Origin of the sequence: Dyadobacter sp. LHD-138 (assembly GCF_030929615.1) — a bacterium.
GTDB lineage: Bacteria > Bacteroidota > Bacteroidia > Cytophagales > Spirosomataceae > Dyadobacter.
The window spans coordinates 42,350-64,298 of the sequence record NZ_JAVFVU010000041.1 but is presented as its reverse complement, the minus strand read 5'-3'; the positions used below and the strand labels follow the sequence as shown (position 1 = coordinate 64,298).

The 21,949-nt window shown below is 41.7% G+C and carries 15 protein-coding genes, 1 tRNA gene and 1 pseudogene; 10 read left to right on the top strand and 7 right to left on the bottom strand.

Going from position 1 to position 21,949, the window contains the following annotated elements; genetic code table 11:
- The first annotated feature begins 285 nt into the window (after positions 1-285).
- Positions 286-1,008, top strand: a complete 723-nt coding sequence (locus RB622_RS25155; RefSeq protein ID WP_308049516.1) for a hypothetical protein — start codon at positions 286-288, stop codon at positions 1,006-1,008.
- Positions 1,009-1,107: 99 nt separating this feature from the next.
- On the opposite strand, the gene RB622_RS25150 is transcribed toward RB622_RS25155, so the two are convergent.
- Positions 1,108-1,866, bottom strand: coding sequence for an Abi-alpha family protein (locus RB622_RS25150; protein ID WP_308049515.1), 759 nt, complete (start codon positions 1,864-1,866; stop codon positions 1,108-1,110).
- A gap of 329 nt (positions 1,867-2,195) precedes the next feature.
- On the opposite strand from RB622_RS25150, the gene RB622_RS25145 reads away from it, so the two are divergent.
- Positions 2,196-2,269 (top strand) — tRNA-Arg (locus tag RB622_RS25145).
- 678 nt (positions 2,270-2,947) lie between these two features.
- On the opposite strand, the gene RB622_RS25140 is transcribed toward RB622_RS25145, so the two are convergent.
- The 5 genes from RB622_RS25140 to istA form a co-directional block, all read right to left on the bottom strand.
- The gene (locus RB622_RS25140) at positions 2,948-3,559 is read right to left on the bottom strand and encodes a hypothetical protein (protein ID WP_308049514.1); all 612 of its coding nucleotides are present in this window, start codon (positions 3,557-3,559) and stop codon (positions 2,948-2,950) included.
- A 113-nt stretch (positions 3,560-3,672) separates the two neighbouring features.
- The gene (locus tag RB622_RS25135; RefSeq protein ID WP_308049513.1) at positions 3,673-3,810 is read right to left on the bottom strand and encodes a hypothetical protein; all 138 of its coding nucleotides are present in this window, start codon (positions 3,808-3,810) and stop codon (positions 3,673-3,675) included.
- Between the two features lie 131 nt (positions 3,811-3,941).
- Positions 3,942-4,193 (bottom strand): hypothetical protein, encoded by a 252-nt coding sequence (locus tag RB622_RS25130; RefSeq protein WP_308049512.1) that lies wholly within the window; start codon positions 4,191-4,193, stop codon positions 3,942-3,944.
- Between the two features lie 291 nt (positions 4,194-4,484).
- Positions 4,485-5,240 carry an IS21-like element helper ATPase IstB gene (gene istB, locus RB622_RS25125; RefSeq protein ID WP_308049511.1) on the bottom strand — a complete coding sequence of 252 codons (756 nt, stop codon included), beginning with the start codon at positions 5,238-5,240 and terminating at the stop codon, positions 4,485-4,487.
- 6 nt (positions 5,241-5,246) lie between these two features.
- The gene (gene istA / locus RB622_RS25120; protein WP_308049510.1) at positions 5,247-6,773 is read right to left on the bottom strand and encodes an IS21 family transposase; all 1,527 of its coding nucleotides are present in this window, start codon (positions 6,771-6,773) and stop codon (positions 5,247-5,249) included.
- Positions 6,774-7,054: 281 nt separating this feature from the next.
- Here istA and RB622_RS25115 point away from each other — a divergent pair, with 281 nt between their 5' ends.
- From RB622_RS25115 to RB622_RS25105, 3 genes are all read left to right on the top strand, one after another.
- Complete coding sequence (locus RB622_RS25115) at positions 7,055-8,722, top strand: hypothetical protein (protein ID WP_308049509.1); 1,668 nt, start codon at positions 7,055-7,057, stop codon at positions 8,720-8,722.
- Between the two features lie 1,684 nt (positions 8,723-10,406).
- Positions 10,407-10,604, top strand: a complete 198-nt coding sequence (locus tag RB622_RS25110; protein WP_308049508.1) for a hypothetical protein — start codon at positions 10,407-10,409, stop codon at positions 10,602-10,604.
- 573 nt (positions 10,605-11,177) lie between these two features.
- Positions 11,178-11,753: a cupin domain-containing protein gene (locus tag RB622_RS25105; protein ID WP_308049507.1), complete on the top strand. Its 576-nt coding sequence runs from the start codon at positions 11,178-11,180 to the stop codon at positions 11,751-11,753.
- On the opposite strand, the gene RB622_RS25100 is transcribed toward RB622_RS25105, so the two are convergent.
- Entirely contained in the window at positions 11,733-12,293 is a 561-nt protein-coding gene (locus RB622_RS25100) for a hypothetical protein (RefSeq protein WP_308049506.1), read from the bottom strand. The two genes, RB622_RS25105 and RB622_RS25100, sit on opposite strands and share 21 nt — an antisense overlap.
- A gap of 659 nt (positions 12,294-12,952) precedes the next feature.
- Here RB622_RS25100 and RB622_RS25095 point away from each other — a divergent pair.
- From RB622_RS25095 to RB622_RS25075, 5 genes and pseudogenes are all read left to right on the top strand, one after another.
- Positions 12,953-13,162: pseudogene (locus RB622_RS25095) on the top strand (transposase); the annotation flags it as partial.
- Positions 13,163-13,297: 135 nt separating this feature from the next.
- Positions 13,298-14,425 carry a FecR family protein gene (locus RB622_RS25090; protein ID WP_308049504.1) on the top strand — a complete coding sequence of 376 codons (1,128 nt, stop codon included), beginning with the start codon at positions 13,298-13,300 and terminating at the stop codon, positions 14,423-14,425.
- A gap of 370 nt (positions 14,426-14,795) precedes the next feature.
- Positions 14,796-18,134 carry a TonB-dependent receptor gene (locus RB622_RS25085; RefSeq protein ID WP_308049503.1) on the top strand — a complete coding sequence of 1,113 codons (3,339 nt, stop codon included), beginning with the start codon at positions 14,796-14,798 and terminating at the stop codon, positions 18,132-18,134.
- A 19-nt stretch (positions 18,135-18,153) separates the two neighbouring features.
- On the top strand, positions 18,154-19,827 hold the full coding sequence (locus RB622_RS25080; RefSeq protein ID WP_308049502.1) for a RagB/SusD family nutrient uptake outer membrane protein: 1,674 nt from the start codon (positions 18,154-18,156) through the stop codon (positions 19,825-19,827).
- Positions 19,828-19,889: 62 nt separating this feature from the next.
- Entirely contained in the window at positions 19,890-21,932 is a 2,043-nt protein-coding gene (locus RB622_RS25075) for an FAD-dependent oxidoreductase (RefSeq protein WP_308049500.1), read from the top strand.
- Positions 21,933-21,949: the final 17 nt, after the last annotated feature.

Genomic DNA, 21,949 nt, shown 5'->3' with positions numbered 1-21,949 from the left:
AGGGTGAAAGTTTAAGAAAAAAACGGTAAAATTGTCAGCCCATCAGAATCTCTCAGATCAGAACCTAAATTAAGGGGGTCAGTATGCCCGGTACGGGGTCAGCATCAACGGAATATCCACTTTTGTACTTGGATAGATTAATTGTGAGACTAGATAACTTCATTCAGGTCTGGGCCAGTGCTGAGCTGCCGATCAAAAAATGAATGTAACGAATTGGTAACAAAAATGCTTATCGATTTATCTAACGGGATTAGTTGATTAATACAAAGTATTACCTTTATCACCATGAAAAAAATTATAGTATCCGTTATATTGCTGGGTGTGCTTGCCATCATATTGTTTTCCGAGAGAACTGAAACGGCGGCCAATACCGGACAGGCAGTAGCAACCGAACAACCACAGGAAGTACAGACGGTAAGAAACACCGACTATCAGATCATGGAATCTGACACCAACGAGTTTAAAAATGTCGTATATCTTGATGTATTAATTCATGAAAAACTTACAGAGGAAGAGTTGATTGAAATTGCTCGAAAAGAATGGGTTTCTCATGGTGAGAGGTTGTATATGGCAGTTTCCTTCCATTATTTCTCAAACAACAACCCAAATTACGGGAAGGCTAGTTATTTTGTTGATTGCGATGGCTGCGAGGGAAGAGAAAAGCACCACGAACCGATCGAGGCTAATATATTTTATAAGGGCCCAGAATTTCCGGAAACGATAAATATTTTACCTGCTGGAATAGATTCTTCCAAAGTAATAGCCAGATTTTACGATCATGGGTGGGGCAATAATGCCTTGATTGCTTATACAAATAAAGAAAAAACAAAAGCATCCTATTTTCACCTGTACAAAGCCGAAAAATCGGGCGAAATCAAATTAAAACCGCTTGATAACATGGTTTTCAAAGTGATTGATACGGGAGCCAAATATCAGGTTTTGAATGATAGAGTAGAGTATATTCAAACAAACGGCACAATATCCTACACTTATCAGGTTGTTCAGTAGATTAATAAAATGCTTTTTATCAACAAGAACCCCCGACATATTACTGCGTTTGGGCTAATGCGGGCTTCCTTAGGCCTCAGTGTTATGCTAACGGGTTAGCTAAGAATTCCTTTCACATGCTTTCAGAAACTCTTTTCCGAACTCAGTTATCTTGTATCGCAATTGCTTTTTAACAACGATGTCATCTTTGCCAAAACCATTAGGATCAAGTTTCGGCAGTTTATATTGAATTTCATCCTCAAGGAGCGACAGCCTCATCAAGTTACTAATTTCTTCATCACTGTATGGCATAGGCCCATCATATGGCCCAGTATTGAAGTCAAGGAACCTATAAAGTGAGCCGGGGCCATTTTTTAAAGAATATTGGATGATTTTAGCCTCGTTCGTTGATAATTGCCTAAGTACGTCAGGATAAACCGTCAATGTCAGGTTTTTTTCGCTATCAACATAATTTACAAAAAGATTGGCCCACATTTCCTGTAAGTGAGGATCTTCCTCTAAGGATACCCCTTCTAAGTAAGGAAAAAGCGCTTTAAGGTTTATTTGCTTAGTGGAAATATTCTGCTCTTCACATATTTCCTGCGCCCTATTTAAATTTTTTAGCTGATTTTTAAATCGTCGCATTTTTAGATTATCACTCATCATTAAACCAAACTCATCAGCTGATGGGCCAATTACTTTATTTAGAAATCCTTTCACTAAATCGATACCCGCTTCAACTGTACTGGATTTGATGTTTATTTCGCTCATTTTTCCATTGCTTACGTGAAGCATAAATATACAAAGAATGTTATTGAAAATTCCTATTCTCCAATGGTGCGGTTCAGGAGGAAATGGAGTTTCTTTCCCTTGCATCATTTCTTTCTTTCAAGGGGAGCATGAAGGAGAGAGCATGTATGTCATTCGAGAAATTTTCGCAGTTTCCCCCGCCGCATCAACAAAGCACAGACGTAGAAAGCCTATATCAAGGCCGCCCAGCAGGGTACAACCGATGAACAGTTTATCAACGGTGCTAACATACTCAGCACTTTCCGGCCAGCGTAAAGACCAGACGCCCTTCTTAATGTGCCGTGTGATGATGTGTCTGATCTGAAAATCTCGAGACTGGCACGGTACTTCTCAATAGGTTCAATTGGACAGTCAGGAGTGCACGTTTCAATGACGCAGGCGGAAAGCCTGTCCAATCCGTTTCTTGAGCTCAATGGTCAGAGCAAGTGAATTCTAATCGATTGATGTGGGTTCAACTCCTGCAAGGACACCAAAGTTTCGGTTCCAACTTTTCCTTTCTGCTTGGTGGTGAGATAACAAGTCGTAGCGACAATGCCTGAGGAAGCGGCTCTCGGATATTTTGGCGGCTCTGGTGGTCAAAGGGTAGGTGGGTAATGTATTAGCCTGTAATTGCCGCTACTCATCAAATTAAAGATCATTACGATTGTGCTATAAACTTATTATTCGGTAGAAAGTAGTTCCTCAACAATGAATAAGTTTACAACAATATAAACTAATCAATTTAAAATATGAAAAAATATACAATTGTTGGATTGCTCGCATTTACTGCTTTTGTCCTTAGCGTATCTACCGTTTCTGCACAGCAAACTACAACGCCAAAGCCTGCTGAGAGCAATGGACAAAGGTCTGGCTCAAACGAAAAAGTGAGTACATCTAGGCCGACGCAAAGAACTCAGCCTTCCACATCATCCGCACCAAAGCCAGTAGTAGCTCCAGTCAAAAGTGGTACTCCAGGCCAGCAACCAAGCAGCCCTAAGCCCGCACAGGACAATAGTGATAGAGGAAGGGCGAAAGATCAATAGAATAAGACGTATTTTGATGTCGTTGGAAGAGGGTTAGAAACCCTCTTCCAATATGCAATTCTCGTTGGGCGATCGCGCCATAAATCTAGCGAATCGTCCAAGTTTTGCCAACGCGTGGAATAAATTGCCTAATCCTTCTTCTGTTGGCTTGAACCAGAGTTCTGATTTTGTGGTGCAGTTGCGTCGGAGCTAGTATCCGCCTGGGCTTGTACTTCCTTTGCTGTGCTTTGTAAGCTTACTGGGATGATACTTGTTCGACCCTTTTGCTCCAAACTGTCGGAGTTGATTTTTCTGTCTTCTGCCATAACTGGTTTCTGTGGTGTTAATGCATTAATTGAACAAAATATAATTAGACAGACCATTCCGATAAACAGAGTGCCCGTGGTAATCCAGTTTAAAATTCTAAGTTTTTTGTTCCTGCCTTGAATGGTTGCGACAACGCCGGTCGGATTTGCATCCACCTCAGTTAGGCTTTCAATGTTCTTTTCGGCAAAAAGACTTGATAGTTGATGAGATACAAGATTAATCCCAAGTGTTAGTGCCATAAATCCCCAACTAGAAATAAGGAACCACAATCCGTGTGAGTCATTTAGTTTGACGACCTTTTCGAGAAAGGTGAGCGACAAAACTAGCGTACCCGCCGATATGTAGGTCACATTTTTCTCATAATCATCATCGCTCTTGTCTTTCGTTTGTTCGTTGAGTGCTTCGGCTTTTTCTCTTGCGAGGGTATTATCCATTCTTTAAAATTAAAATTCCGCATTGATGCCATTTTGTCGAAACTGGAAACAGGCCGTCAATGGCTAAACGGAATGCTATGGATCTTGATGATCCAGCTTCGGTGCCAGCAAGATTACTTTTTCTTTCTGTCGGGCGCTTGTGTCAATAATGCGCCAGCTAAACTTTTAGTCAGTTTAGAAGTGTTAGGGTTGGACAGTGCTTTGGCAGCTTTTGCAGCCATAGCGGGCGACGTTTTTTCGTTTTTTGCCATGTTATATATAGTTATTTTTATATTGAACGTATACTAAATCGTTCGAGTTCATTTTTTTATAAAATATTTTCAATCAGATCTTTGTAAATTTTGTGATACGTAGGGTATCTATTTTGTGGTATCAATAACTTCTACATTGACGAAGACATAGGGATGTTATAAAATACTCTGATCGAGGCATGGCTCTGACAGTTAAACCCAAGGGGCGCAACGCGACCAAGTACGTAGCTAAGTTCAAAATCATCCAACGATTTCGTTGAGACGGCAACAACACCATTTTCAGTCCTGCCATGTCTGACGTTTGGGGCTCTGTATTTCCTGTTAAAGGAGAATTTCAAACACTTCATTCTATCGGCAATCTTTGCCTGTGTCACCTGTGGCATTTCATGGTTTATTTATCCATTTGGTGTATGTGAGCTTAACAAGTCATATTACATGAAGCGCGGATGGATCGCGGTGTAGTGCCGATATGCATAATTATCTAAGATAGACGGACATGAATGGCAAAAGGCAGAAAGCCCGGCTCTCGTAATATCCTGAATGCGGATATTTGTTTATTTCAATTGAAAAGTATACCACATTTTCAATTCAAAAGTATACCATTTTACTTTTGTTTACAACAGCAAACCAGCTCCTGGGGGTAGCCCCCGGGGCTCTGATTTTTGTTTTGTGCTTCATTTCGCGTTCATTAGTTTGGTTTCTTTCAGGCGGTATGATTCTCCATTCATATTGACAAGGTAGGCTTTATGCGTCAGGCGGTCTACCAGTGCTGCTGTGAGCACCGGATCCCCAAAGATCTCTTCCCAGCGTTCGAAGCCCAGATTGGTAGTGATAATGGTTGACTTTCTTCCGGTACGAAGCGATAGGTGATTGAATAATAATTCAGATCCCTCCCTGTCAAATGAGACGTAGCCGAACTCATCGCAGATCACTAGATCCCATTTTTCAAATTTGGCCTCCAAAGTCCTTAACGTTCTTTGTGAGTGGGATTCACGAAGTTGGGTAAGCAACCGGTGTACTGTTGTAAAAAGCACTTTATAGCCCTGGATGCAGGCTTTTAGCCCTAAGCCTACGGCAATATGCGTTTTTCCCGTCCCCGGATTGCCTGCCAGCACGATGTTTTGACCTGAACTGATAAAGTCCAGTCTCTCCAGTAGCGGGAGCTTCTGTTGAGCATCCTTGGGTAGCTGATCTTTTTTTAGATCCGTCAGGTACATTCTGGACGGGAATTCCGCTTGTCGTATCGATGATTTCTTCCGATTTTCAGTTCTTGCTTCGTATTCGCGCTCCATTAATCTAAGAAGGAATGATTCGTAGTCAGCTCCTTGTGAGGCAGACTCCCTGGCAATTTCTTTAAAGTTGCTGCGGAAGACAGGCAATTTTAATTCTTTACTATATTTAATGACCTGATCGTCGGTTGTCTTGTCCATAATTGTTTAGATTAAAAGGTAAGAGATCTGAAGTAGCTGGTTTCTTGCCGCCTCACTAATACTGGAGCTATAAACAGTAGCGTTGCCTTCGCCTTTATTACCTAAAAGTGCCATCAGCTTTTCAGCCTCAGGCTTGCGAACACCACTGCGAACCAGGCGCTGGACGTTCTCTTCCAGCACAGCTTCAGACACCTTGTTTTCTTTGCAAAAGGATAATAAATGAATAAAGTCTTTTGGCTGATCATGAAAATATTCTTCATAAAGGCTTTTAAGATAACCGCAGCTGGCCAAGGCAAGGCTGCCCGCAAGAGCTCCCGGCTTTTTCTTAAATGTGTCCAGATAATGATCAATACTTACAAGCCAGTCATGCTTTCCATAGCTGCGGGAGTGAATAGCTACCTTTGTATTTTTATAATAAAAGAATAACTCCTGGCTCATAATCCGGACATCTACGAACTCACCCACAAGATGGTCCGGGACCGAATAACGGTTGGTCCTAAAGCTCACAGTCGAATATTTATCCACACGTAGCTGAGCTTGTTCCGCACAGGTCAGTTTTAGAGGTGAGGGCCTTAAAAAGCGCTTTTCTTCATCCAGTAATTCAATAGCAGTTTTACCACTTAGTTGCTGGATACAGCTATTGAGTTGATCGACTCGCCGGTAAAGCCATGCATTGGCCTGATCCAGGTCATCAAAAGTGGATTTGAGGCTTAAACTTTTTCGGCGCACATACTCAACGCTGCGTTCCACATGTCCCTTTTCATTGCCCCGTCGTACATTACAGAACCGGTGAGTAAAGCCATAATGACCACGAAGTTGTAAAAGCGCATCGGTTGGCTGCTTCTCGTGTTTACCAACAAACCTGGCTACCGCTACCCGCATGTTATCATAAACCAATTCCGGGTATACATATCCCAGAAGATCAAAAAAGGCAATATGGGCCTCCATGAATGATAAGGTATCCTGACGGGAAAATAAACGTGCATAACGGTAGTTGCTGTATGCACTTGTAAATACAGCCAGCTGATAGCGGCACAATTCCCCATTGATCCGCAATTTCACTTCTGCCCAATCAAATTCACATACGATACCAGGCGTATACTGCTGACGGATATAAGCCTCTTTGGGCTTTACAGCCGCCTGTTTTTTGTCCTTAATATAATTGCATACACTGGTATAGCCAATTGAAAAGCCTTGTGATTGAAGCTGCTCGAAAATATCGCACTTCTTTAGAAGCTGTTTGCCCAGGCCCTGTTGCCGGTTGTTTTCATTTACCAGCAGCAAATCATCAATGACTTGTTGTATTTCATTTGTAAGCCGTCTTTTTCCACGATTCTCAGCATTATAAGCAGGTGTTTTCACCAGATATTCATTCAAAGAAGCTGTATTTTCGACAGAACTATCAATGCCCGCACCATAGTCCGAAATATACTTTTGAACTGTTTTTCTGCTAATCCCCAGCGCTTTACATATACTACGCTGGCTTTTTCCCTCACGGTAAAACTGTAAGATAATTTCTTGCTTTGTATACATACTTATCATGTTTCCGGGCAGATTGTTCAATGCCCAAGTTTCAAATAAGTGGTATACTTTTCAATTGAAATTTGGCCTACTTTTGGATTAATATAAGCAACTCCCAGACGACTTAGTAGAAGGGGCTTTTGAACGATTGGCTACAATGGTTTCCACGATCGAAGAACCTTCAGATCTCCACTCAATAAATATCATGGCCGAACAATAATTGAAAATCACTTATACGGCTGATCTTCAATATATTTAATGATATTTGAGTCACCACCTTAAACCTGGCAGTTATGAAAAGCGACTTCTATCGAAACGTGTGGTTCTTTAATCTTTTCCTGTTTTTATCCTGGAATGCTTCATTAGGGCAGTTGCAGCCTGTCCCAATAAACTATAATGTTTCCCTGGTCAAGGATATTAACCCGGGTAGCGGGGGATCGTTTTCAGGCAGAGATGGTGTTGCTATCGGAAACACACTCTACTTCCCGGCTTCGGACGACGTGTGGAAGACTACGGGAACAGAGGCTTCTACACTAAGGGTAAAGGATATTAATCCAGACGGTGTGGCAGATCCGAACGCTCTTACCGATGTGAATGGGACTCTGTTCTTCGTCGCAACAGGTTCATCAGGTCGTGAGATTTACAAATCGGATGGCACGGCCGCGGGTACGGTGTTGATCAAGGACATCAATCCGGGGGGCAATGCAAACCCTGTTTCTCTCTCTGTTTGCAACGGACTTCTCTTCTTCTTCGCCGACAATGGTGTTGACGGAGAAGAACTCTGGAGAACGGATGGGACTTCTGCCGGCACGTTGATGGTCAAAAATATAAATAAAAATCAAGGTTCCCGGGTACCATATTTTAATGGGCGGATGGCCATTTTAAATAACGTAGCCTACTTTGTGGCAAATGATGGTCTGACCGGCGATGAACTCTGGCGAACTGACGGGACGACAAACGGTACCTATCTGGTTAAGGATATTAATTTGACAGGGTCTATTGAAACCCTTGATCTGGTGGCGATGAACAACATGCTTTATTTTCTCGCCGATGACGGTATTCATGGAACAGAGCTGTGGCGATCTGACGGAACCACTATAGGCACCAGTCTGGTAAAAGATTTACAACAAAATGGAGGGGTAACCCAAGAATCCTGGTTAGTGGTTGTGGGTAATACATTATTTATGTCTCTGCTGGTCAATGGAGACATTGAACTTTACAAATCCGATGGTACGGCTGCGGGCACCATGCGCGTCAAAAATATCAATGCATCGGGCGGATCGGGACCGCAGGGGTTAACAAGAGTAGGTAGCCACCTATTTTTTACGGCTTACGAGCCGGTTCATGGAAGAGAGCTGTGGAAATCAGACGGAACCGCTTCTGGGACCGTTTTGGTGAAAGACCTGACCATCAACGGTAATTCGAACATTGAGGAAATGAAAGAAGCGCATGGAAGACTTTTCTTTACTCTGGAGTCTGACGAGCCGCATGTCTCAAACGGTACAGCCGGTGGAACCAAACGAATCGCTAATATCTATCCTTCCGGCAGTGCAGTAGCCCGCACTTACATGGCCATGGGAACCCAGGTTTTTTTCTTTGCGGGAACGCCAGGTCTTGGCAGGGAGTTATACAAAGCGGTTCCATGTAACTTTTGCGCCGTTCCAGCTAACGCATCGGCGAATATTATTGCTCAGGAGCTCTTCCCGAACACGGAAATTAGAGTCTTAGGTAATCCGGTAAAAGAATCAATTACGGTTGACATTTTATCAAAAGACGCTGGCCCGGCTGTCCTAGAACTGCTGACAAATACAGGTATTATTCTTGAAAAGCGGCAAATCCATCCGGACGATATGCCTTCTCGCCAGGTTTTTGATGTTATCGGACAACCGGCAGGTATATTTATGCTTAGAATGAAGACTAGCCAAGGAGACAAACTGGTAAAAATTGCGAAGATTGACTAAATTAAGTATGTCCCTAAGTGTTGGGTAAGTTGGGCAATGACTTCTCCAGTCTAAGTTCTTTGGTCTGCTCCAGATCCAGATTTTTGTTACGCGCAAGACGTTCAAAGGCACATAGTTCCTGAATAAGCAGGTACGGCAGTTTCGGCCAAAGACTTATCATCAGTCAATGATTTCTCAAATTTACGACGGATATATAAAGCTTTGCATATCCGCCGTAAATTTGTAGACACTCTCAAATATGATATAGAAAGATCGACTTATGTGCTTGAACGCATTCAGGTATTCTACGTTCTCGAGTAGCAGATGCATGGAGAAGAACTGGACTGGTAGCAGAGAACAAAGTTAAGACAGGAAAAATCGGCTCCGATTCTCTTGGAGCCAAAAGAATAGATGAGTCAACAGCTTCCACTGGTTATTCCAAAAATCCCACTGGGTAGACTATGTTTATAGCTTGCCCCAGTGGGAAGGCTTGCGTGCGTATGCATTATACATGGCCATTTATCTCGGTGAACCGTAATAATTTCGTTGAGAACGTAATTAGACCCCTTGTGATTGCTTATGGATAGCTGAGCGTTATGTAAAGTGATAGTCTAAAATCAATGTTGCCAGGTAGTTGCCTCTATATCTCCGATAGATCGCTTTGCATAATATTATTCATTTTCGCCTTAAAAAAGTTCGATGGAGACCACTTCCTAACAAAATCAGATAGAGTCGGGGGGGCGTGAGTCAAGGTTATTCGGTAGTATGCATTGCCAATAACCCTGGATTTGTTAAAGTGTTTACTGGCTTAAAACCGCTGTGTAATTAATTAAATGTCAATTACTCAAGATTTGGGTTCCCGAACAATTTGACAAAGTGATAATTTAACCCTGCGAATATTGTTAGTTATTTGCCACTTGAATATTTATTCCAGTAGCTACACCACGATAATTTCAAAATATTATGTAAAGTAAAATGTAATCAACAAGCCTTCATTTGATCCGAAAGGCCATTTTTAGTAGAACTTTACATAGTCAGTAGCTATCCATAACCGATCTGATGTAAAGCTTTACATAATCCATCAACTTTGGTAAATTTCGTATCTACTCCCGCTTTCTCTGAAAACTTTCCCGCCTACTTTGGCAAAAAACAGGTAGATTTTAGCTGCATATTTTCATTTACATTAGAAATCAACAGGCAGGTGGAGTAAACCTTCTTTCCTTTTAGTTTCTAGGCTTGTTGAATATGCATCATGTCGGAGCGTTGTTTTAGACACGCTCGATTAGAGACTTTTAGCATATGCAGTTCGATAATTGCCGCTTGCTAAATATCTTTGGTGATAAGCAGTTTGTTTTATATATTAGTCTCTCTGTTAGTGTATTAATCGGGATATTCTCTTTGCCTGATAGCACGATTAACGAAAGATGAAAAAGATTTAAAAAATAAGTTTGCGAGAAATTGCCGTTGGCCAGCTGGTGGCTAATTTGTGTAAGGATCAACAAGCCATCAGCAACGACGCGATTGAAAACGGATCAGACAGCCGGAATAAGGGCAGATCGAGTAGTGAGTGGGTTGCGAATTACCAAACTCCTGTAATCATGAAAAATCTATGGGCGTGTGTAATACTGTTGCTTGCGGCAAGCCTGATGAGTTGTGATAAGGATGAAGCTGAGAAACCAGTCGAGAACCCGCGATAACTACCTTCTTGAGCGAGCAGTCGCAGGCGTTGAAAGTAGTGGTCATTCAGAGTAATAGTTTCCGCGAGTCGGGTGTAGTATTTAGCAGTACTGTCGCGGGTAAACTCACCCAGGTGGGTAGCAAATTGCCGGACGCCGGTATTTATGTAGTCACTGTCTGGGACTTTGACAACGGACAGATATTGTTACAAAAAACGGTAGAGTAAGAGATACCCGACAAACTAACGCTCACCGACACAGAAGCGGTGCCGCTAACGATCAACAAGAAATACATAATTAGCGTAAACAACAGATCAGGGCAGCGCGTCCAAGGGCGTTCACCCAAGCTTTTAAAGCCAGTGGGGGCGATGTTTTGCCAGCCACGAAAGGCAGCATCACGATACATGCCAGCCGTTCTGGCGATGGCAGCCCGGTTACTTTTCCAACTTCCTCTCTGAGCGAGTTCAGCTTAATTACCGGCTTCCCTGAATTTAGGTTTATCGCCGAATGAGCCGCCGCCCGTTGGAAAGTTTTGTTTTACGTAGAAGTTTTAGTCGCCAATACAATTATTGGCGAGTACTATATAAGGATTTTGTAATTCGGTGCGTTGACTGGAGAATTTGGAGCCACTGATCACCCCAATTGTAAGAAATGATTTGCGTGCCTATACCCAAGTATATGGAACCACTATTTTGAGATAGGGAATATCAGCATAGCTGCAAACCGTCGACGTTACTGGTCATTTTCTGGCAATTCATGATTTTTAAATTTTTGACTTTTCTATCTCAAAAACAGAATTTATGAAACGTAACTATTTTTTAAAACTTGGCGTTGCCCTTGGCTCCCTTTTTGCCAATTCTTTCAATGTGAATGCAGGACCTAAATCCAAAATCAGAGAAGCCAAAGGCTTCAAGGTTGATGCTGGCAAGGATCGGTTTGATAAAAATATTTCTCTTTTTGAAGGGGACACTTTTTATTGTAAAGTATCAACCAGAGATACTGATGGAGACATGTATATTTTTGAATCCACACGAATAAAAGAAGGCGGCCCCATACTGCATATGCATTATGAGACAGATGAGTGGTGGTATGTTTTGCAAGGCGAGTTTCTTATCCGGGTTGGAGATAAAACGTATAATGCCAAAGCCGGCGATGTTGTATTTGGCCCAAGAAAAGTACCACACACTTTTGCGAAAATTGGACAAGGGGAAGCAAAAGTAATTATCTGCCATCAGCCTGCGGGTAAAATGGAAGCGTATTTTAAGAAAATCAGTGAAGGTGTGGCAAAAAATATGTCGGAAGCAGAAAGAGACAATCTTAGAAAGGAGCACGGTTTTGAAAGAGTTGGACCTCCGTTAACGTATTTGAAACAGTAATCTCTTTGTCGCTCTGGAAAGTGTTGGTAAAACCGGCTTCGGCACGATACGGGAAAATAGTATACAGATTAAAGAACCTGCGATATTTAAATAAAAGGAAGATAAGCTGGCTGATTTTTTCCACTGATTGATGTCAATTCCGCTTTTCACTGCCGGCTCATGTGGCAGGGTTTGAAGCCATTGGTAGATTTTAAGTATCGTTTCTTGTTTGGCTTCGAAAGCGCTGTAATCCTTTCGGGCCAGTAGCTGCGCATAAATTGAGCGGTTATTTTCCAGCAGATATAGCATCCGGTTGCGGATCAGGTTGATCTGCTGTCTTTTTGCGGCAGGTAGATACCAAAAGTTTAAAGGTTTTTGCAAGTATCTTTCAAAATTATCCACGTAGTCCGCCGTGTTGTCATCAATGGAAAAGCTATACCGGTTGTGATAAAGGATCAGCATCCGGTTCAGACAAGTAACCTCGTTTTGAAAAAAGCTTCCTTGAAATTCCTCGGATAAATATTTGAGTAGTGGGTACTTGAAACTAGCATGCAGGTTCATCTTTCTCTCTGTTTACGTTTCACATTTGACCTGAACAAAGCCATTTTGACTGGCTTTGCGGCGCTAATGTAGAAAAGCAACATGAAAATTTTGTGACCTATGCAAATTCTAAATAGGTGAAATACTTGAGATTTGCCATTATCGCGAGCAGTCGGTAATTGAATACTGAAGAATTTACACTGCTAGGTATAAGTAGTGACTAGGACCTGAACCGATGCGGTCAGCATACCGAATTATGCGTCAACGGTAGAAGCGTTACTTTTCTATATAGATGCTCTTTTCAGATTATTATGTCTAGGGTACGCTCTTCATTTTTGAAGGTAAACTGATGCGGGGGCCTACCTGTCGATTAGGTAAAATTCAAAAGCTTTCTTCAGTCCAGTAAAGGTGTGTTTATCTGTAAAATGACCGACCTCGATTTTGGTTACTTAGACAAGGACTTTTTGCAGCTCTCAGGTCTGGAGTTTATACATAGAGAAACCGATATTGACGGGGACGGAAAAGATCGGGGCTACTGGTCAACTTTGGCAAGAGTGTAAGGCCTAGGAGCCAACCGCGGGCAAACAACATTTATTCCCTATGATGTTGAAGAATGGTTACCAGAAGATCATTTGGCTCGATTTACTGTTGAGATCGAGGATAAGCTAGATTTTTCAAGGATTTATACACAATATCGTGGCACTGCCGCCTATGACTCAAAATTACCTCTGGCTTTGATTTTTTATGGCTATTCTACGGGTATTTTTAGTTCAAGAAAGATAGAAGCAGCCACGCATGATTCTATAGCTTTCCGATTTATGGCCGGTAACCGCCATTCTGACCATGATACAATTGCAGGATTTCGTAAGCGTTTTCTTGTAGCAATCAAGGGCTGGTTTAAAGATAATTATAAGTATAGTCGCAGGTATAAATTTGGCTTTATATAATTTTTTTGAAAAAATTTTATAATTTATTGGTATCCCGCCACAGTTTTGGTCTATCGTAATATAGACACAAGATTTAGGATGGATCGATATAAAAATTATGGCATTGAGGAGCTTGTCTGGGATTTATCATTCCGTCAATGGGTTTTATCGCCTACACGGGAAAATGATCTGCTATGGAAGACCTGGCTCAGTGAAAATCCCGAGTGCAAAAACAAAGTGGATCATGCCCGACAAGTTGTTGCTGCGTTGCGTGTTCATGAGGAAGATTTGCCAGATGAAGAAATTCGAAAAGTGGTTGGTAAAACAATTGAGAGAATCAAAGCTCCCGGAAACGATTTGGTTCTACCTTTGGTTTCTACCAGGCGTTTTTATCAATCGCTATGGTTTCAGATTGCCGCTTCCGTGCTCATTCTTGTAGTTTCAGGCTTGTCTGTTAAAAATTATCGGTCTGGCATGAAGAAGGAGAGCGGTGGTTTGGAAATGAGCGCAAAATATACGGAAGGGCAGGTGAGGATGATTGAAAAAGTGAACGACGGGGATCGGCATATACTGGTTCAGTTGAGCGACAATAGCCGGGTGACACTGGCTCCGGGTAGCAAAATTCGTTATACAAAATATTTTACGGGTGTAAGGCGGGAAGTAACGCTGACGGGCGAGGCGTTTTTTGATATAGCCCGAGACGTAGAGCGTCCGTTTTTAGTATATTCCAATGAATTGGTAACGAAGGTTTTAGGTACTAGTTTTCGGGTGAAAGCGTACCCGTCTTCTAAAGAAGTTACCGTAGAAGTAAAAACGGGAAGGGTGTCCGTATTTGCAAAATCTGATCCTCATTTACAGGACAAACTTGCCCGACGCGAATTGGAAGGGATCATTTTATCACCCAATCAAAAAATTATTTTCGAGCGACAAGCAGTCAGGATGGTGAAAACGCTGATTGAAAAGCCAGAGATGGTGCTCCCTAAATCTCAAATACCATATTTTACATTTGAAGATACTCCAGCCAGTGAGGCATTTGCCAGCATTGGAAAAGCTTATGGAATTGACATCATTTATGATGAGTCCGTTTTGAGTGGTTGTCCGCTTACGGCAGAGTTGGATAACCAGCCGCTACATGAAAAACTCAGCATTATATGTAAAGCTGTGGAAGCAGAATATGAGATTTTGGATGGTCAGGTTATCATTCATAGTCGAGGTTGTAGGAATTAATAATTTTCAATTACGAATTAAAAAAATGGAATGAGGTAGTGGAAGAGTAGATGAAAACGATTCAGTTGCACTTTTACCAGTACGATTTACGAGTAAATGAAAAATTAACGATATACCCATTCTTTAAGGGTACGGATTAACAAAGAAACCAATTGTCGAGATAGATCATTTCCGCCAATAGTCAATAGCAATTTCAAACCCTAAACTTTAAAAATTATACGAAACAGGAACTAACCCCAAAAAAAGAGCCGGCAATGTTCCCGCATTACCGACTCTGAATTTATCCCTGCTATGATTGGCATCATATCCTCCAGGTGGAGGCGGGGATTGCTTTGCCAACTTTTTCCATTTTAACAAAACAATCAAATCTATGAAAAAACCTTTAAAGTACCGCCAGGTACTACTGTGGACTATGCGAATAACAGCAACCCAACTCATGATTGCCCTCATGTTCTTAGGAACGAGTTATGCGCGGGAGGGCCGGGCCCAGTCACTGCTGAGTCAGAAAATATCGATCACTGCCAGTGGAAGTGAAGTGAAAAAGGTATTGAACCAGTTGGAAAAGCAGGTAGATGTACATTTTGTATTCAGCTCCAAACTGATCAAATCAACCCGAAAAGTATCCGTTTCTGTTCAGGATAGGCCTTTGGATGAAGTACTGGACCAAATCTTCACTCCGTTGGGGTTGCAGTATGAGGTATCGGGGAAGATCATTATTTTGAAGAGGGCGGATAATCATCTGCCAGAAGTTTTGCCTCTCGAAAAAGCTAATCCTAAAAAGAGTGTCTCAGGAAAGGTTTTTGATGAAGCAGGGCAGGGTTTGCCCGGTGTGAGTGTGGTACTGAAGGGTACACAGATTGGAAGCACTACGGATGTAGAAGGTTTTTTTCAGCTAGAACTACCTGCGAATACAAATAATGAGGCTTTGCTCGTATTCAGTTTTGTTGGTTTTAGAACTCAGGAACTGACTATCGGCGGGCAGGTTGCTTTTACAGTTAATATGATTCCGGAAGATAAAACGCTCTCTGAGGTTGTTGTAGTAGGTTACGGAACACAGAAAAAGGTGAACTTGACAGGATCGGTTTCGGTGGTTACGGCAGAGGAACTTGTCAAACGTCCCGCCGGACAAACGTCATCTGCTTTGCAAGGAATGGTTCCAGGTTTGACAGTTACCCAGCGCTCAGGTCAACCTGGTAGAGATGGAGGTAATCTTCGGATACGTGGGGTAGGAACAACAGGAGATTCTAATCCTTTGGTAATAGTAGATGGTGTAGAATCCAATATGAATAACATTGACCCAAATGAAATAGAGAGTATATCTGTACTGAAAGATGCATCTTCTGCCGCTATTTATGGTTCACGAGCGGCCAATGGTGTAATACTCATTACCACTAAAAGAGGGAGCGAAAAAGGGCTTAGCGTAAATTATAACATGTATGCTGGCTGGCAGACACCTACGGATAGACCTGATGTTGTAAATGGGCTTGATCACATGAATCTGATCAACGAAGCTTATACCAATACTGGACGAAGTCCACTTTATACTGCCCAACAAGTGCAGGATTACATTACCAAGGGGCCAACAGATCGGGATCAATTTCCAGATACAGATTGGCAAAAGTTGACTCTTAAAAAGAGCGGTTTTATGCAAAATCATTATATTGGAATGAACGGGGGTACAGACAAGGTGAAAGTCCTTGGTTCATTTAGTTATTTAAATCAAAATGGTATTATTCCGAATACAGGCTTCAAGAGATACAATCTTCGGGTTAATACAGATGTAAAGATCAATAGTAAGCTGAATGCTTCCATGGACATCTTTTTGAGAAAGACTGATCTTATTGAACCCTCTTCAGGAACTAGCTACATCTTCCATTGGATGCGACGTATACCTGCTAATCAGGCTGGTGTTTTATCTACAGGGAAGTATGGTGAAGGTTGGAATGGCGATCATCCATTGGCTCGTGCGAAAGATGGAGGACTGAATCAAGAATCTGCAATCAGCTCGATAATAAATCTTAATCTTGCCTATAAGCCAACTTCCTGGCTAACTGCGAATTTGATATACGCGCCGAAATTTAATTTACCTCAGACGAAAAGCTTCTCAAATACAGTGCAAACCTATCGCTGGGATGGGTCACCTAGCTTTGCAGTTCCATCCAGAAATTCTCTTGAAGAAGTATTTTCCAAGGAATGGTATAATAACGTAAGGGCGTTGGTCACGATTGATAAAAAATTTAAAACTGACCACCACCTCACAATTTTGGGGGGATTTCAACGGGAAGATCAGCGAAATAACTGGATATCGGCCTATCGAGAAGTCTTTATTTTGCCTAATTATCAGGAAATTAGTTCAGGGAATCGCTTAAATGAAAGAACTGGCGGCTCTGCGGAACATTGGGCTCTTCAGTCTTACTTTGGCCGCGTTAATTATAATTTCAAAGACAAATATTTGTTTGAAGCAAATGCCAGGTACGATGGTTCCTCTCGTTTTGCAAAAGGGAACAAGTATGCGATATTTCCTTCCTTTTCAGCTGGTTGGCGTATCGTACAGGAGCCTTTCATGAGTGGCCTGAGTGAGACTATAACAGACCTAAAACTTAGAGCATCTTGGGGTAAATTGGGCAATCAGAATATTGGCCTGTATCCATTTGCGGCTTTTGTTGGCATAGGCAACAGTAATTATGTTTTTGATAACCTCAATACAACAGGTGCATCACTCAATGAAATGGCCAATTCCAATATTAGATGGGAAACGACGACCGTATCAAATATTGGTGTGGATCTGACCTTATGGTCGAAATTCAATGTGACTGCTGAATATTACCAACGCAGAACCAACGATATTTTGTTGCGTTTGGATATTCCAACTATGATCGGATTAACGGCGCCGTATCAGAATGCTGGAATTGTGGATAATAAAGGCTGGGATCTTACAATGGGATATCGGGATCGGATTGGAGAATTTAATTACAATGTTACAGTTAACCTATCCGATGTAAAAAATAAAGTTGTGGATATGAGGGGTGTGTTGCGAACAGACAGACAGGTTAATAATGAGGGCTATGCTTTGGGCTCTTTCTTTGGTTATGTAGCTGATGGGTTTTTCCAAACTGCTGAAGAAGTCAAAGGACATGCCAAACAGTTTGGAAATGTCGCTCCGGGAGATATAAAATATAAAGACTTAAATGGTGATGGCTTGATTAATAACCTGGATCAGCAAGTGATAGGAAGTCCAGTACCGCGGTATACTTATAGTACCAATATTGACCTGGGCTATAAAGGGGTTGACTTTTCTGTTTTTCTTCAAGGGGTAGGCAAAGTTGATAACTATCTGACAGGTCATGGTATTATGCCTTTTTTTGAAGGTAGTTCAATTCAGGAAAACCAAAAGGATAGTTGGAGACCTGACAATACAGACGCTGAATTCCCAAGACTAGCTTTTAACGAAAGTAATAACATTCAAAATTCATCTTTCTGGCTGAAGAGTGGTTCTTACCTGCGGGTTAAGAACGTTCAGGTTGGGTATAACTTTCCTAAGACATTACTGAAAGACAAAATACAACGTTTACGAATCTACGCCAGCGGACAGAACCTGTTTACATTGGATAAGTTCTGGCCTGGGTTTGATGTAGAAGCACCCGTTGGTAATGCTGGATGGTATCCGCAGATGAAGGTATTCACAGTTGGGTTAGATGTAAGATTTTAAACGGATTAACTTGAGTAACATGAAATTTATAAAATATACATTATTTGCAGTTTTCTGCTTTGGGAATTGGTCGTGCAGTGATTACCTCGAACGTTTTCCACTGAATAATCCTTCGGATGAAACCTTTTTAAAAACCGAGGCCGAGTTGGATCTTGCTGTAACAGGCGCGTACAATACACTTTGGTACGGAGGAAGTGGTGATGTGACAGGACCATTTTTCCCAATGCTGGAAGCAGCCTCAGATATTGGTTGGGATCGAAATACCAGTGCTTTGCAGAATCTGGGACTAGGTATAGCCAATGCCGATAATGGGATGTCTTCTAGTTATTGGTCCGCATTTTACCGGGGAGTTGGGCGGTGCAATTACATACTTTCCAAATCCGAACCGCTCGCAGCGACTATTCAGGAAGCAAAGTATAAACGGCTCATAGCGGAGGTTCGTTTTTTGAGATCCTATTATTACTTCTTTCTTAATGAGATGTATGGTGGAGTCCCACTTTTGACCAAGCCTTTGACACTCGCAGAAGCACAGATACCTAGAAACACAAAAGCTGAGATCACAGATTTTATTCTGTCTGAAATGGATGCTGTTGTACCTGCATTACTGGCGGAGACAAATACGACAAATAAGGGGCGTGCTAATAAAGGCGCTGCTTTGGCTTTAAAATCAAGGGTTGCCCTATATAATGGTCGCTGGGAAATTGCGGCTAAGGCTGCTGATGATTTGATAAAATTAAATAAGTACAGTCTGCATGCAAGTTATCCTGAACTGTTCCAATATGCTGGGCAAAACTCAAAGGAAATTATTTTCTCAGTACAATATTTGAAAGGAACCATGATACATAGTATTCCGCGTTTCAATGGTTCGCGTATTGCGCTGGGGCATTCCAACAAAATTCCGGTTCAGTCACTAGTGGATTCTTATGAATGTACAGATGGTATATCTATCGATAAATCCCCTCTGTTTGACCCCAAAAAGCCTTTTGCTAACCGTGATCCACGTCTTAATCATACAGTAGTAGTGCCACAAACTCGCTTCATTAACTATATGTTTGAAACTCATCCGGATAGCCTTATGACATGGGACTACAATACCACTCCTGCAAGAAGAGTGCAAAATGTAGAAGCAACCCACGCTTATGCCACCTTTTCTGGATATTTATGGCGAAAGTATACCGACATTGCAGACTTTCCCGATATTAATAACAGTGATCTGGATATCATTATGTTCCGTTATGCAGAGGTACTTTTAAATTATGCAGAGGCTAAAATTGAACTGAACCAACTGGACGGTTCTGTTTATGATGCGATAAATTCTGTTAGAGGTAGAGCAACGGTTAACATGCCACCCATTACGGCTGGGAAAACGCAAGCTGAATTGCGTTCAGCTGTAAGAAAAGAAAGAAAATACGAATTTGCAGGAGAAGGCTTACGTCTGTTCGATGTTCATCGGTGGAATATAGGGGAGGATGCTATGAAAGGACCTCTTAGAGGTAGAATTCGTAATGCTTTTTTGGCAAATGCACCAAAAATTGATGAAAATGGAACGCCAAATTACGATAATGTTACCAATGCGAAGGATATGCGGGTGATCGAAATTCGCGCATATGACAAAAAACGTGATAATGTATGGCCAATCCCTCGCCTCGAAAGGGAAGTGAATCCTCAATTGACTCAAAATCCTAATTATTAAGGACCTTACTGCACAACGAGTTTATGAAACTTGCGGTGCAGTAACTCTTTTCAATATTTTTTATGAAAAAAAAATCGATAATTCTCAGCCTGTTCTATTTTGTTAGTGTAACCTGTTATGCTCAGAACACGGAAGAAGTGGATATATGCATTTATGGAGGTAGTTCCTCTGGAATTGTAGCCGCCTACACGGCAAAGAAAATGGGCAAATCTGTCATCGTCATTGAACCAGGTAATTACATTGGAGGGCTTACCACCGGTGGACTGGGGGCGACAGATATCGGCAATAAATATGCGGTAACTGGTCTTGGGAAAGATTTTTACCGCAGGATAGGGGCCTATTATGGGAAATTTGAGCAATGGACATTTGAACCACATGTTGCCGATAAGGTATATGCCGACTTAATTAAAGAAGCAGGGCTAACTATTGTGAAAAATTACCGGCTAATCGATGTGAAAAAGGATGAAGCTTGGATAAAGGAAATTACTGTTGAAAATTCTTTGAAACCAGCATCCGGAACAAATCGAATCATTCGGGCCAAAATGTTCATTGACTGTACCTATGAGGGGGACCTCATGGCAAAATCAGGTGTATCTTATACAATTGGTAGGGAAAGTAACAGTCAGTACGGAGAGACGTATAATGGTGTTCAGGTATCGGATTTTCATCAGCTTCCCGATGGCATCGATCCTTACAAGATTGAAGGAAATGCAAAAAGCGGATTGGTGTGGGGCGTTGATTCAGGTCAGTTGCTACCAACTGGTAGTGGAGATAAAAAAATACAGGCCTATAATTTTCGTTTGTGTCTTACACAGAATCGGGAAAAGCTTCTTCCATTTACAAAGCCAGCTAATTACGATCGATCACGATATGAACTCCTTTCTAGGATTATTAAAAAGGAGGCATGGACAACAATCCATAGCAGCTATAAAGTGAATAGTTTGTCCGATGGTCGAAAGTCTGTCGCCCATCAGGGTGGTTTTTTAATTAAAAACATGCCAAACGGAAAAACGGACTTCAATAATTTTGGGGGCTTTTCGACCGACATGATTGGAGCGAATTATGATTATCCGGAAGGGGATTATGCTACAAGAAATAAGATATGGAAAGATCATGTTGACTATACTAAGGGGTTATTATACTTTTTGAGCCATGATGAAGTTGTGCCTGGTCATATCCGTACCGAAATGAAATCCTGGGGGTATTCGAAGGATGAGTTTAAAGATTTGGGCGGGTTTTCCAATCAGTTGTATGTGCGCGAAGCCAGAAGAATGGTTGGTGAAATGGTAATGACGCAAAAGCACTGTGAAGGAGCCGAGGTGGCAACCGAGCAGGTAGGTATGGCTGCATATGGGATGGATTCACACAATATTCAGCGCTTGGTAATTAACGGAATGGTGAAAAATGAAGGAGATGTGCAGGAAAGAGTGAAGCAACCTTTTCCTATTTCGTACCGAGCTATAACCCCCAAAGCCAGTGAATGTAAAAATCTGCTGGTTCCCGTATGTTTATCCGCATCACACATCGCATTTGGCTCCATCCGAATGGAACCTGTTTTTATGGTTCTGGGGCAATCGGCAGCCACCGCAGCCGTTCAGGCTATAAATGATGGACAGGAAGTACAGAAGCTGGATATTGTAAAACTTCAAAAAACATTATTTACAGATCCACTGGTAAACGGTAATCTGCCGGAAATTCTTGTAGATAATGATGATGCTGCAAACGTAAGCATAATAGGTGATTGGGAAAAAAGGGGAGGAGGGTATGGCAAGGACTTGTTAATTACTTTGTCTGGAAGTATGGATTCAAAGGTAAGATACAAGCCAACATTACCACGAGCAGGTCAGTACGAAATATTAGCATACATCCCCGATCGAGACAAACGGTCTTCACAGACGATTTTTCAAATTGGGACAAATGATGGTCTGAAAAAAGTTACTATTTCGGATAAATCCATTAAACGAATAGGCTTAACGTCTGGTGAATGGGTTTCGCTGGGTAAATACGAATTGAAAGCTAATGAAAATTCATATGTAGAGATTCTCGCTCAGGGAGATGGCGTTATTTCTGCTGACGCTATTATCTGGAAACCTCTCAGTTTTTGATTCGGAGCACATATTTT